General features: G+C 39.8%; 15 protein-coding genes. 3 read left to right on the top strand and 12 right to left on the bottom strand.

The genetic code is table 11. The features are described 5' to 3' along the window. Window positions 1–94: 94 nt before the first annotated feature. The 5 genes from ACR1R9_RS19455 to ACR1R9_RS19475 form a co-directional block, all read right to left on the bottom strand. A complete protein-coding gene (locus tag ACR1R9_RS19455; RefSeq protein WP_433922953.1) occupies window positions 95–562 on the bottom strand; it encodes a DUF4279 domain-containing protein in 468 nt (155 codons plus the stop codon). Window positions 563–1,462: 900 nt separating this feature from the next. Next, window positions 1,463–1,897: a hypothetical protein gene (locus tag ACR1R9_RS19460; protein ID WP_433922952.1), complete on the bottom strand. Its 435-nt coding sequence runs from the start codon at window positions 1,895–1,897 to the stop codon at window positions 1,463–1,465. Window positions 1,898–1,982: 85 nt separating this feature from the next. Then, window positions 1,983–2,387 carry a hypothetical protein gene (locus ACR1R9_RS19465; protein ID WP_076290100.1) on the bottom strand — a complete coding sequence of 135 codons (405 nt, stop codon included), beginning with the start codon at window positions 2,385–2,387 and terminating at the stop codon, window positions 1,983–1,985. A 219-nt stretch (window positions 2,388–2,606) separates the two neighbouring features. Beyond that, window positions 2,607–3,212: an oxidoreductase gene (locus ACR1R9_RS19470; RefSeq protein WP_433922951.1), complete on the bottom strand. Its 606-nt coding sequence runs from the start codon at window positions 3,210–3,212 to the stop codon at window positions 2,607–2,609. 311 nt (window positions 3,213–3,523) lie between these two features. Next, the gene (locus ACR1R9_RS19475) at window positions 3,524–4,123 is read right to left on the bottom strand and encodes a hypothetical protein (RefSeq protein WP_433922950.1); all 600 of its coding nucleotides are present in this window, start codon (window positions 4,121–4,123) and stop codon (window positions 3,524–3,526) included. 190 nt (window positions 4,124–4,313) lie between these two features. Here ACR1R9_RS19475 and ACR1R9_RS19480 point away from each other — a divergent pair, with 190 nt between their 5' ends. After that, window positions 4,314–4,547 (top strand): hypothetical protein, encoded by a 234-nt coding sequence (locus ACR1R9_RS19480; RefSeq protein ID WP_433922949.1) that lies wholly within the window; start codon window positions 4,314–4,316, stop codon window positions 4,545–4,547. Window positions 4,548–4,708: 161 nt separating this feature from the next. On the opposite strand, the gene pyrH is transcribed toward ACR1R9_RS19480, so the two are convergent. The 4 genes from pyrH to ACR1R9_RS19500 all read right to left on the bottom strand — a co-directional run bounded on the left by pyrH (window position 4,709) and on the right by ACR1R9_RS19500 (window position 9,325). Next, complete coding sequence (pyrH, locus tag ACR1R9_RS19485) at window positions 4,709–5,446, bottom strand: UMP kinase (protein ID WP_090808336.1); 738 nt, start codon at window positions 5,444–5,446, stop codon at window positions 4,709–4,711. Between the two features lie 293 nt (window positions 5,447–5,739). Further along, window positions 5,740–7,461, bottom strand: coding sequence for a helix-turn-helix domain-containing protein (locus ACR1R9_RS19490; protein ID WP_433922948.1), 1,722 nt, complete (start codon window positions 7,459–7,461; stop codon window positions 5,740–5,742). Between the two features lie 45 nt (window positions 7,462–7,506). Beyond that, window positions 7,507–8,283, bottom strand: coding sequence for a (2Fe-2S)-binding protein (locus ACR1R9_RS19495; RefSeq protein WP_433922947.1), 777 nt, complete (start codon window positions 8,281–8,283; stop codon window positions 7,507–7,509). Window position 8,284: 1 nt separating this feature from the next. Continuing rightward, on the bottom strand, window positions 8,285–9,325 hold the full coding sequence (locus ACR1R9_RS19500) for an ABC transporter substrate-binding protein (RefSeq protein ID WP_433922946.1): 1,041 nt from the start codon (window positions 9,323–9,325) through the stop codon (window positions 8,285–8,287). 592 nt (window positions 9,326–9,917) lie between these two features. Here ACR1R9_RS19500 and ACR1R9_RS19505 point away from each other — a divergent pair. Next, entirely contained in the window at window positions 9,918–10,289 is a 372-nt protein-coding gene (locus ACR1R9_RS19505; protein ID WP_433922945.1) for a hypothetical protein, read from the top strand. Between the two features lie 37 nt (window positions 10,290–10,326). On the opposite strand, the gene ACR1R9_RS19510 is transcribed toward ACR1R9_RS19505, so the two are convergent. Continuing rightward, a complete protein-coding gene (locus ACR1R9_RS19510; protein ID WP_433922944.1) occupies window positions 10,327–10,911 on the bottom strand; it encodes a chloramphenicol phosphotransferase CPT family protein in 585 nt (194 codons plus the stop codon). 254 nt (window positions 10,912–11,165) lie between these two features. Here ACR1R9_RS19510 and ACR1R9_RS19515 point away from each other — a divergent pair, with 254 nt between their 5' ends. After that, complete coding sequence (locus ACR1R9_RS19515) at window positions 11,166–11,816, top strand: hypothetical protein (protein WP_433922943.1); 651 nt, start codon at window positions 11,166–11,168, stop codon at window positions 11,814–11,816. A 275-nt stretch (window positions 11,817–12,091) separates the two neighbouring features. Here the strand turns inward: ACR1R9_RS19515 and ACR1R9_RS19520 are convergent, their stop codons facing one another. Both ACR1R9_RS19520 and ACR1R9_RS19525 read right to left on the bottom strand, forming a co-directional pair. Then, window positions 12,092–12,928, bottom strand: coding sequence for a carbohydrate ABC transporter permease (locus ACR1R9_RS19520; RefSeq protein WP_072734216.1), 837 nt, complete (start codon window positions 12,926–12,928; stop codon window positions 12,092–12,094). Window positions 12,929–12,945: 17 nt separating this feature from the next. Then, window positions 12,946–13,881: a carbohydrate ABC transporter permease gene (locus ACR1R9_RS19525; protein WP_072734217.1), complete on the bottom strand. Its 936-nt coding sequence runs from the start codon at window positions 13,879–13,881 to the stop codon at window positions 12,946–12,948. Between the last annotated feature and the right edge of the window lie 71 nt (window positions 13,882–13,952).

The following is a 13,952-nucleotide window of genomic DNA, read 5'->3' on the forward strand; positions in this document are numbered from 1 at the left end:
GTGTTGTCTCTTGCCAGACCCAGGACGAAAGTCCATAGCGTGTAATGTTATTTGATGTCCATTACTTCGAAGCGTGTTTTAAAAACTTTATTTCTTATTCTGATTCTTCATTGTATGGATTTGCATACAAATCAACATCAATTTCAGCATGAATCATATTAACAAATTCAATAAAATCAGAATCGAAATAAAGAGCAGGAGTTTTGCCCTCTTCTATTCTGATTACAATGAAAAATTTCGTAAATAATCGATGTTCAATCCGAATCGAATTGATTTCTTTCACTTTATTTTTTAATAGATCAACTACTTTTGTTAATTGGTGATTTACATCTAATGATTCTTCATACTCTGTACCTAATGTCCATGATGTTTCTTTTATTCGATGCCTTTTGTTAATTATATCGCCTTTATAAGCCGTATTCGTAGGTTCAATTTTAAGTATTGAAGTTACATAATTCGGATCGAATTCATCTCCAAACAAACTAAAATAAGCCATTACTTCGGTTTTGTCTTTCAGGAGTTTCACCTCTTTAAGAATTGATGTATGGATTTCGCCTAACATTCAAAGATTCGCGACTGGCTTCATTTTAGATAGCTCTTATCTTAGGATAAAACCTGTGTGGATAAGTTATGCTTCTACTGTATCTATTTCATACAATCAAGGGCGTATGCTCGTAGCGCGAAACTTTTGTTATGTGATGTCTCATTCCACCTGAAACACTCCAAAAAATATTGTTTAATCAGAAAATATATACCAAGTGAAATCCTCATTTAATCCAGAAATTTTTAATATCTTCTACTATAATTTCTGAAATATGTTTGGATGAATCCTACGGGTATAAACATATTGTTACGATAAGAGTTAAACATATCATTAACCCTACAATAACTCGTCCAACGACTCTAAATCCGGTGTATTTAAGCAAATAATAAACTAAACCAGAAGAGATCAGAATAATCATACCATTCATCATAAAGGTTATGGGCAAGCTTATGATTCTTCCTAATCCGGTGTTAGGATATTTTAATAAAAGTAAAATCTCTAATACTACAAATGGAACTGACAGTAGCATAATGTAAAAAAATGACTTTTGAATTTTCTCTCCACCACTGAACTCACCTACTCCAACTCTTTTAATACAATTTCACATAATATTTGGTGTTTACAAGCCCTTGAACCCTAACTGACCACCAATAACTAGAGAAATTTCACTATTTCCCTGCTTATCGTTCATCAGCGTATATATATTATCATCCATTGTAATAGACACAACAAAATATTCCGGTCCGCCTCCAACTAATGCTGAATCTGTGTCTGTTATCTCAAAAAACTAATGTAAATTTATCTCCATCGAGTTTTCTCAACAAACATTAACTGTCTGCCCAACCCTTGATCTTCTGCCTGCAATGAAATGTTAACCAGATCATCAACTTTCACCGAAACCAAATACATATGGCTTTTCTAACTCTGTAATGGTGCCTTCATATGTCGTTCCTTCAGCATCATCGAAGGCAAGCTTGCCACCAAGTCTGCGATCCATCTTTCCTGTTGCGAAAGGGGAACATTAGGAGAAGGAACTAGGCTTTCATCACATATATCCATCTTCAGGTTCACCAACTTCAAAGCCCAACACTTTTGACGCTCCAGCTTAAATGTTTCTATCCAAGACACCCAATCATCAATATTCATCTGTGCATAAAATGATAATCCACTAGGCTCTACGGATGCCTCAATAAAAACATCTTCCTCTTCAGACCCAAACCAATATGGAACTCCACTTTTATAACCAATCCACCCTGGCATACGCTCATACACTTTAGAAACTTTATCCCATACCTCATCAGGCAGATCATACCTTATATTTAGGTTGCAATTATGAGAATTTATGTTGTTCATTTACATTCACTCCCTCTACCTCAGACGGACTTCAAGATATATCCTCTATTTTTATTTATGAGTACCACACTCTTCAATGACTTGATCAAGGATAGATCTCTTGGTCTTTATATACTATTTTCGTTATCATTTTTGAATATTTTAATCTCGTTATTTCAATGAGTTCATTTGGCTGCATCATATTCACGATGTGACTATCATTTATTTTAATTTTGGTGTTACCTCGTCCCAGTCCTTTGACTATTACGATGTTATTATTCACCTCTACTATTTGTCCAATTGTGTTGAACTGCTCTTGTTTCTTGAGATCAAGGTATGTTACAAGGCCAAGTATACAAAATATAATAAAGCAAAAAATTGATAACGCAGTTGTCCATGCAGGAGGATGATATGCTAAGTTATTGGTAGTTACTTGAATTACGATTATAAAAATAAATAGAACGATGAATAGAAATTGCTTTTTTAATTTGCCTTTAGCTTTTTCGTTCATAGCTTCTCCTTATTAGGTTTTCTGGTATTACACATAACGTTCGTGTATCTACAAACCCTCACTACCTCAAAGAGTGCAGCGACTTGCCGCGACACGATTAGATAGTGCAGGGTTACCTGCCGACTTCACTTCTTCGAATACTCTCAGCAGACCAAGAAGCGAAAGCAAAGCGGTGTAGATATGTTGTTATTTAGATGTCAATCGCCTTACAAGAACTACTTATAGATTGTATTTCATTTTCATTCTTTCATATAACTTATAATCCGTATTTCTATTTACAATCTCTCCAATTAACTCTTTCCATTTATTTTCAATCCACTGAGGATTATGTTCTTTCAGAATATCCTCGTTAAATTGACTATAAATATACTCCAAATCTTGTTTGAGCAGTCCTATATCCTGAATAAGTTGATTTCTCGATTCTTTTTCTAGCGAAACCTTATTCGATAATATTTCGCCTATGATTTCTACTCTTATATGCGTATACATATCTCTAAACACATTATAAATTAAATGGGTTGAAGATAATTGATCTTCCCGGAAGTCGGATTTCAGAAAGACGAATGATTCTTCACCCACTTTCAAAGATACTGCCACATTTCCTAATGCGTGTATGACTGTTTCCTTCGAAGAATTGTCTTTTAAACTCTTTATCACATAATCTAAATTCTGGATTGATTCTTTTATACCAATTTGAGTTCCATGATTTAGTTTAATCGTGTAATCAACTTTTTGATTGTCTTTGTACGCTTTGAATTGATAGTTGAAGTACATACTTATTATCAATCCAACCATTAGTATGATTATTGCAATATTTTTTCTCATTGAATCACCTCCTACTAGTGCCTGAACTACGTATATATTAACCCATATTGTTACATTTACGAAGGTGAATTGGCGAATAAGGGATAATCATTAGTTTTCTCAAACCCTTATCCATACGGATCAAAAGAAGAAAACGATAATTGTTCAAAATTAGTAAAGGCACGGGTTTTACTCGCAAATATCCAGTTAATACACTGCAGTTTACTCGTTTTACGACATAAACAAGAAAAGAATCAGCCTAAAGAGGCTGACCTTTTCTTGTTTAAAAATTAGCACAGAACTTATTACATAACCTTAATTCATTTAATCAGTTAATCAATAATTTTTTTAAGCTCAAAAATAGTTGCCTCTGATAACAAGATAAGCCTATCGTTATTAACAGCTAAAAAGCTTAAACTTACAGGTATGCTCATTTTTGTAGAAGAGTCACTTATATCTATTGCCTTTATTTCATCATTTATATGTAAGTCTGGGATATCTATTTTATAATATCTATAAAAAGAGTCAGAGTTATAGCATGTCGCCGTAATCTGATATAATGGATTTTTTAGTTCATATTGATATTTCTTATACTTTTTAAGTCCTTTTGATGAAAAAAAGTCTTTTTCGATTATAACTTTATCTCCAATAAATTTTTGCCCTGTTGGATATTCAGAAGCATCATTATATGAATTTGCAAATCCTAAAAGCTTCTCAACTTTCCAAGTTCCATAGAAATATTTTTCAATTTCACTATCCAAGCTTATACGGTCTACCGTACAATAATCGGATGTGTTTTTTTGAATAATAGCCTCCTGAGTTTCAGGTTTAGGCTCACTAGAAGTATTGGGATTGGATGTCTTTTCAACATTTCCACAAGCCGATGCTAGCATCAACATTATCATCATACAAGCCAATATTGTTTTTTTCATATCTCACACTCCTACTATGAAGTTATGATTTCGCATGTTTACTCGATTGCTAACTGAATTAATCCCCGTATGGATTGAAATCTTCTGTTCCTTCTTTTTATATCACCATGTGCTATTAGCTACTTCCATACAGCGAATAATTCTTCATTGCTATATAACAAATGGGGCGATACTTTTTCTTTACTTTCCGATGACTTTATCAGTTTTCCCTCAGTGTTTTGTTCTGGTTGAGTTGTTACTTGTTTACTGGGAGGCTCGCTCTAGCAGAAATTATATCAGAGCAATTGAAGCAAGGAATGACATAAAATTTACATTATTTATGAATAAGGTTAACTTTATGTTATCTAAATCACAAGCAACAATTTCCAATCTAACCCATACGCTTGCACGTGGTGACAGTGACGCTGGTATTACCCCAACTTAAAAGATTATGAATATCTAACTTGCTTTAAGCTTGGGAGGTCTGACTTTGTTGATCCATAAACAAAATCCCACTCCATGGCCGAGTGGGATTTTGAATAGAACTTCTCTTTTGTGGAACTATCGTTTCGCTAAATCAAGGGAGAGTAGTATTGCTAACATATTTCATTCCAACTCTGAAACTGATTCGCCACTAATTATCGTACCATTATTCTTACCCTCACAGATTTCTTTCATCGAGCCTGGTTTATCGAAGTTAAACACATGCATTGGCAGATTGTAGTCTCTTGCTAAAATGAAAGCTGATTGGTCCATTACCTTTAAGTTGTGTTTTAAAACGTCGTTGTAATGAAGCGAACGAAATTTCCTTGCATCTTTATCAAATTTAGGGTCTGCATTAAGAACACCATTAACACCTTGCTTTGCAACTAATATAGCGTCACAATTAACCTCGATGGCTCTTTGTACTGAAGGATAGTCTGTTGTAACGTAAGGTTGACCGTTCCCCCCTGCAAAAATTACAATATAGCCTTTTTCTAGATGGTGGATTGCTCTTAGACGGATGTATGGTTCTGCAACTGAAGTAATAGGTATTGCGGTCATTACTCGTACTTCTTTTTTGGTCTTGGCTTTAAGAACTCCACGAAGCATTAAACTATTTACTACAGTCGCAAGCGTCCCAATGTTATCAGCTTCTGCCCTTTCTATCCCCCAGCTTTCCGCCATATTGCCTCTGAAAATGTTACCCCCACCTATAACTAACGATACTTCAACGCCTAAATTTACTACTGACATAATTTCATCCGCAATATGGTCTAACCTTTCTGGCTCAAAACCAAATTCAGAGTTTCCTGCTACTGCTCCACCACTTAGCTTAACGAGAACCCTTTTGTACCTTGACAATTATTACACCCCCATAAAATAAAAACACTAAAGCAATAAATGCTTTAGTGTCCTAATGGAATGAAAATATGAAATTACGCAAGTCGACTGAATGTAAGTCTTCCGTTTCCACCTCATACTCCCACTCCTTCATGTTTTTTCCATCAAGTAATTTTACATTACGTGAGGCTAAATTGCAATTACCGTCAATATTAAATCTGCAAGCAATTTCAATAAGTTATAATATGATTTACGATGAGCCGTATCAAAGAGCTACCTTGCCGTTTTACAAACAACAAAAAAATCATAACCCCTCAAGCCAACAACGCCTGTTCAATCTGATCCACAATGCCATTAATGCCTGTCGGTCCATAACAGCCGATCCATGTCGCAGCATCTACGGAATGTATTTGCTGTCGCTCACCCGTATCCAGCATCCCCCACACACGCTGTTCTGTCGCGGATATCCCATCCTGCATAAGCTCATTACTGAGCAAAAAGTAGTGACTGGCTTGTACAGCCGTTAATCTATCAACCGAGATATGATAGGCTGTGTCAGCGGTATCGGATACAAATAACGGAACAGGCAGACCCAGATCACGGTACAACACAGCACCTGTACGATGAGCGGCAGAGTGAACCCGAACGAGAGAGTCCAGCGGACGAATCAATGCCACACTTTTACCTGCCAGTACTGGAGCCAGTTCTTCGGACAGCAAAGCAGTACGTCGATGATAATCCGCAAGTATACGCTTGGCCTCTGCCCGCTTGCCTGTCAGTTCACCGAACAGACTCAGGATGTTCTGCCAGCTCTCATTACGCTTGAACATAATCACTGGAGCGATCCGGCTTAACCGTTCAATGTGCTGATCATGCACCTCGGTGCAAATAATCAGATCTGGAGACAGTCGTTCCACAGCAAGCAGATCAGGGTACTCATACGTTCCGAGCAATTCGGTAGTTTGAAGTCCTGCCCTGATATATTGCGGGAAATGGAACGTTGCACTTCCTACTCCTACACTTCCCGCTGGAGACAACCCAAGCGCAATCAAATGATCGGCATACTGGACATCAAGTACAGCGATACGTTGCGGTAACTCGGTGACAGTATACTCTCCTCGCATATGGCAGATCACCGGGCCTTGGGCTGACTCATACGAAGAAGCCAATCGATTCCGCAGCAAGGAATGAGCATAGTTTGCATCTGTTTCCGAAGCGGCAGCAAGCCGATAACGCAGCGGAGGAACGCCATAATATTTCTTGAACGCCCTACTGAAATAATACATGTCACGGTAGCCCATTTTGTCAGCAATTTCCCCAATGGGAGCATCCGTATGATGCAGCATCCGCGATGCATTCTCCATGCGTAGCTGGATGACGTACTCCATCGGTCCGAGCTGCTTCTCTTGTTTGAATCGTCGCTGCAACTGTCTTACACTGCACCCAGCGAGGGCTGCCAGCTCTTTAAGCTCCAGATTCTGACGATAATGCGATGATATATATGACACGACAACATCCACCATGTCGGACTCTGCTCCGCCTTGACCACATTCATACTCCATGATCAGTTCGTAGATCATCATCTGGAGCAACGCATTGGCATGAAAACGTTCCAGCCCTTCGCCACGACGCCATTTGGCAACGATTTTTTCCGCATTCTCGATCCATTCCGCTTGGGTCACCGGATTCTGAATAAACGAAGTTTGCAGTGGGTGTTTGCGATATGAGGGTATAACATGAGAGGCTCCTTCCATAGAAGAAGCCTTATAATTGATCACTATATAATAAAGTTCGTCTGATCTGGCGGTCAGCGTGAAGGATGTGCCCTCCACCACATGACAGGCAAAAGAAGCTCCAATGTGGCAAACCTCACCATTCATTGCAAACTCCCCTTCCCCTCCGCATACCAGCAGCAACACATTTGAAGTTAATTCTGTTTCGCTAAGAACACTGCCTGTCTGCAAAGTACCGCTATACCCGTCAAGCATCTTGATCGTCGTATCACTCCATAGACTTGTCTGTTCTTGCAGCGGCATTTCTCTCATCTCCTGACAATAGCAAAGGTAAAATGGTTGCTGTTGTCATTTTAATTGAGATTTATTCTCATTGTCAATTTTCGGACATTTTCTGCAATATTCCCCTGACATCTGATAATAAAAACAACAGGTGATCCGCTCGCTTTTGGCAACGTAGCCATTGTCTTTGCATTCGGTGAAGCGAGTTAACGGATTCTTTCTCACGCCGAAAATCTGCCCGGATGCCACCTGCGTCAGATAGGCAAAGTCTGCCTGAATTTGCTCTCTTTCCTGCTCCGTCTCGTTTTCATCCGTTGTGTATAGGCGGCCAATGCGTACCATGATATTCTCCCAAAGGATACTCATGGAAAGAGGCGCAATCACAGCAAGCGTCTTTAACAGCGGTGTAAGCTGTACTGCAAACATCTCCTCTACCACCTTTTCCCGCGAGAATTCCCTGTCTTCCGATAGTGGTTCTGCCCGAAGTCCATTCACCGCTAGAAAAGGAAATCGTGTGCCGCCTTCATGATCTGAGAGCGCCGGATGATAGAGAAAGCTGTTCTCCAGCTGAAACGAAACATGCTGATGATGAAAAGTCATCGCGGTCACCAGCGGAGCCGCCCACAGATAGCCAATTCGCTTGGCTAACATCGAAGCGGCAACCTTCATGTCAGGCGCATCAATGTACTCCTGAAACCAACTGATATACTCTCGGCATGCCGCTTCGTCACGCAGCTCACTCAGAGCAATGGTACGGACACTATGTTCAGGCGGCTCACCAAGCAAAATCGAATGATCCTCCACGGTCTCTTTCCATAAGTCTGTCGAGAGATATGAGTTCATATTAATTCGATCCGAGCAGAGCTTCCGATGCCTGATCTACAATTAGATTAATCGCAAGAGGTCCGTAATATGCGATCCAAAGTGTTGAGTTTACGTCATACGTGCGGTTATTTTTCACAGCATCAAGGGACTTCCACACCGGATTACTTACCATAGCCTCAGCTTCTGCCGCAAACAGTTCATCTGACAGTACAAAATAACGATCTGCGCCAATCTCAGGCACCTTCTCCATTGAGATTTCAACAGAAGTATCATCCTTGATTCCCTCAACCAGTGCAGGCATATTCAAGCCCAGATCCTGATACAGAATAACACCTGTACGATGCTCGATCCCATGAACACGAATGCCTTCTTTACGCGGACGAATCAGCGCTACCGTCTCATCACCCAGCTTCTCCGCAAGCTTGGTCTTCATTCCAGCAACTTTTTCCTCATACGCCGTGCGCACTTTCTCTGCCTCGTCCTGCTTGTCTGTAATCTTAGCAACTGTGGCTAAAGTATTCCGCCAGTCTTCGTAAAAATCAAGTACCAGGGTAGGTGCAATTTTGCTTACACTCTCATACTGCTTCTCCTGGAAATCAGTCATGATAATCAGATCCGGGGCCAACGCTACAATCGCTTCCAGATTAGGCTCGTCCCGTGTACCCAGAACCTGTACATCACTCGGCTGATCGCCTAAGTATTCAGGAAAATCGGTGTTGCCTCCAGCGATAACACTGCCAGCCGGCTTCTCGCCAACCGCTAACATTTGATCGAGAAACTTAACATCAAGCACCGCAATTTTCTTAGGTTTTTCGTTTAGCGTCAGCTCACCCTTCATATGCGTGATCGTTACGGGAAAAGCTCCGTCCGTCTGAGTTCCTTCATTCGCAGGTGTCTCCGCTGGCGTTGCCGCAGGCGGCTTGCCGCTATCTGTACTTGTTCCGGCACCGCAAGCCGTCAGGACAAGAATAAGGGCTAACATCAAGCCCATGAATAATCGTGATTTGCGAGCAGCATATGCCTTGCTTCCGGCAGCCTGCCCCTTTGTTCCTTGATTCATGATGAATCCCCCTTATGTATAATACTGATAATGATTTTCATTATCGAAACATAAAGAGAGTATAAACGATCTCCGCATCGCGTTACCATGTACTTTTGCGACATTTGAGTCGGACTAATGCGACATCACCAGCCGCTTATCCGCCCTTTAATTTCTCAGCGATATACGCTTGCAGTCGGTAGATGTCTGAAAGGAGCTCGTCTTCCTTCGGCGTATTTCCATACTCCCCTAGCCAGCGCGGTGTGCGGATATGCCACTCATCTGTCAGGTATTGCTTTACATCACGATAGTCTACAATATGTCCCAGGAAATATTCCAGTGAGCCGAGGAATTGTTTACTGCTATCCTTAATGATGGATTGTGTTTTTTTCGATGATCGCCTGCAACATATGTTGGATATGGTCTTCTGGATTCATAGCTTTAGTTTCCATCCGTAACCTCCCCTTATCTCTATACAAAAAAATGAATTAGTATATTATTCAAATGAGCCTCTTAATGCTAAACCTAGAATTCTGTTTTTATGAAACACAAGGAATCGATGCCAATGAGTATTGAGACATCGATTCCTATCATCTAATTATGGAGGTGAATAATGAGTATGCGACCAAGCATGAAGTATGGCATTATTGTTAGCGCAGTTATTATTGTCTTTTTTCCTATTATCATTGGATTTTATATGTTGAACAAGGTTATCGATCCTGACGAGATTATGGTTACGAGAACTGAAGTTTCTCCTGAGCTCATTACTATAAAAGGTGGATTTGCAGACAGTATTAGCAGATATCAGGGCTACTACCTCTCACATCATAACAATTCATTATTCATTCAGATTAAAGGCAGTAAACTTCCTATCGGTGGTAGTAAAGACTTCACAATTTCATTTTCTAATACTTATGGGAATGTTGATGAAATCTACTTATTAGGTCTTGGCAACTCTAAGAAAAAGATTTGGCCGAATCCCTAACCTTCATTAGAACAAATATGATCTGACGCAATCAGCTTCATTCTCTTCTACCCAACTTCCTAAATGCCGAGTATTCCTGATCGGACTTGATATAACTTAATATCTTTTCCGCACATGCAGCTGAGCTAAGCTCTTCCGTATTCACTTCCAGATCATATTCATCATAGGCGTAAATGTAGTCGAATTGGGAATGGGCCAGTCCAATCTCACGATCTCCCCTGGTCTGCTCTCTTCTGGTGAGTTCTTCTCTTGAGCAGTGCACACCTACAAACAATATTGGATAATCCGATAATAAATCATAAAAATCATTAAACCACTTGTCATTGCTGATGACCGTATCCACGATGACATTCAGACCCATCTCCGAAAACAGTTTAATGGTTGCACAGTACAGTGAATTGATGGGGTCGAACAGGATATCGGTCATCACATGGTGTTCCACTTCTCTTGTCGGTTTTATATCTGGATATGTAGTGTCGATAAACTGATCATAATTATGAAGAAATTGATCTACAGATAGATGATGAAACGGAAATTCTCCCTGATTCTTCATTTCCATCGCGATGCTTGTTTTCCCCGAACTTGATGTTCCGTTCAAAAATATAATGAGTCCTTTTTCCATATCTATCACCCTTATCTATAAAATAAAAAAACGCTTGGCTCCTTCTTCTCTCATCTCCGTGTTTAACCATTCTCTCGTTCCATAGCTTCGTTGGTTTTTCATGAAACAAATTTTGTAATGTCATTGGAATCAATCCCTTCCATAGTTCCCTTGAGTTATTGAATTTTGAATTCAATAATTACATTTTATAATATTTGTATAATTAATTTACAATAATTTTCAGTTATGTGTATAGTAGAAATGCAGCAAAATCCTTGCAAGAAACTCAAATTCACGGAGTGGGTGAGATCATGTCTCTTTTCAAAAATAAAATAATATTAACCATTGTATTGTTATTCCTAGCTTTCTCCATAGGTACATTAGCATATATGAACGGTCAATCAAAACCGGAGAAGCCCATTCATAATGTCGTCAACCTTTCAGCAAACTCCCTAACATTTCATGAAATAGATAAGCTGGATGCATTCGCTGAATTGATCGTCATTGGCTATGCAACAGAAAATTTCAAAGATCGCAAGCATATCATAACTGCATTTGATGATGGGACCATGCAATCCTTTCACACCAATACAAACATCAAGATTGATAAGATATTGAAGAAACCCGACGATTTCCCTTCAGATCAGAACGAATTAACGATCATCGAACCCGTCAGTCTGGAAGGAGACGTCAAGTACACAGTTAATGACTATATGGAACTACAGAAGGGTGATAGAAGTGTACTTTTCTTGATGAAAAATACTTTTGGTGATTATGGATTAATCAATGATAACTTGGGAAAATTCAGCTTGGAAGGGATAACTCAATTTAGTGTACCTCAATCCTCCACTGCACAAGCGTTATCAGAATACGAAACATTTCGTAACTCTGTCATGGAGAAGTATAATATACAGCAACTTCAATAGCAGACCACAAGCTATAACATGATTAATTTGAGTCGAAACAACTCCAAACAGTTACTCTTCACCATCCATTTTTGGATAATAAAAAATACAATCGTATAATAGAAATACTTTCTTTTTTCATTGGTTGGCAAGTAAAGTTAATTCATAATATGTTGAATGTACAAAGAAACCGTCTCTTTTGGTATATGGTTGCTTACACACCCATTTACCAAGGAACGGTTTCTTTTGATTTTACAATTTATAGTGGGGCTATCTATTCCGCCCTGTATGATTGTTCAACCTTTTATACCGCTAAATGTAATGCCGCTAATAAACGTCTTTTGAAGAAAAAAGAACAAAACAATAATAGGTAATGTCATCAAGGTAGATACGGCCATTAATAGCCCCCATTCAGATCCCTTTTGACTCTGGAATTGCTGCAATCCGAGCGAAACCGTGTAAGATGGTTCATTGGTTAAATAGAGCAAGGGCCCCATAAAATCAGTCCAGCTCCCCATAAATTGAAACAATGCCACGGCTAAAACGGCGGATTTGGCTAGTGGAAACATGATCTGTAAATATATGCGGAATTCACTAGCGCCGTCTAAGCGAGCCGCTTCGCGCAGGGCATCAGGCAGTCCCATGAAAAACTGCCGCAATAGAAAAATGTAAATGGGCACTCCAAAAAATTGGGGTACAATCAGTGGAAGAGATGTTCCTACCCAACCTAATTTAGTAAACAACAGGAATAGAGGAATCATCGTCACCTGTCCGGGAATCATCATCACAGCAAGGGTCACAAAAAAAAGTATACCTCTCCCACGGTACTCTAACTTGGCAAAACTATAGGCAACCAAGGGACAGGATATGATCACACCCAGCGTACTAACGATAGTTATAATGGCCGTGTTTTTCAGATATGTCCAGAAAGGGATATACTCAACGGCACGGGAATAATTACTCCACAGAATTGGATGCGGAATCCACTCTGGTGGGAATGTAAAGATTTGTGTGAGTGGTTTAAGAGAAGTGGAGAGCAGCCAAATGAAAGGAATAATGAAAAATGCAGAAGCAACAATTAGACATACATAGGCTAACGCACGATTGATTCTTTTGATAGCGGTAGGATTCATCCCTTACTTCCCCCTCCTTATTTGCCTTGATAATGAACCCAGCGTTTAGACGTAATAAAAATAATTCCGGTTAATGCCATTACGATAATAAATAAGATCCAGGCCATTGCGGAGGCATAACCCATTTTGAAATACCTGAATCCGTTCTCATATAAATACATGACGTAAAAAGTCATGGAATTTGCAGGAGTTCCTTGCCCTTTGGTCAACGTATAGGGAAGAGTAAACTGTTGAAATGCACCGATCATTCCCATGACAAGGTTGTAGAAAATAACGGGAGTGAGCAAAGGCAGGGTTACCTTTCTCGTTTTCTGAAACCAGTTAGCTCCATCGATTTGCGCTGCTTCATAGTATTCATCAGGGATGTCTCCTAATCCAGCAAGGTAGATGACGACGGCTTGCCCAATACCCCAAAGCGACATCAAGATGAGCGAAGGCTTGGACCACGACTCACCACCAAGCCAAGAAGGTCCATCGATACCGATATTCGCTAACATCCCGTTCACCAATCCGAAGTTTGGATGTAACAGCCACATCCACAGAACAGCCAAAGCCACTTGTGGAACAAGTGTAGGCAAGAAAAAGATCGTTCTGAATATAGCCATCCCCTTGACCTTCATATTCAACATCATAGCGAGTGCCACACCGAAAAATATACTTAATGGAACAAAAAATACGGTGAAATAAAGCGTGTTGTAAATGGATTTCCAAAACAGAGGATCATGGAAAAGATCTTTATAATTACTCATTCCGACAAATTCACCAGGCTGCAGAATGCTGTAAGTAGTGAAGCTGAAGTAGATGGACATTAGCATCGGAATTGCATAAAAGCATAGCAGCCCTATAGCCCAAGGTGAAGCAAACAGCCACCCAATCACGTTAGTTCTGTGGAGTGCTCGTTTCCTTGCCGATGGAATTGCGTTTACTTGAACTGAATCGGCCAGTTTCGCCATTTGCATTCTCCTTCCAATTGTCATTCATTAATAGGCAAGGAGAGAGAGTTCTCTCCCTGCCTACCAAGCAC

It is taken from the genome of Paenibacillus taichungensis, from assembly GCF_050994985.1.
GTDB classification, from domain to species: Bacteria; Bacillota; Bacilli; order Paenibacillales; family Paenibacillaceae; genus Paenibacillus; species Paenibacillus taichungensis.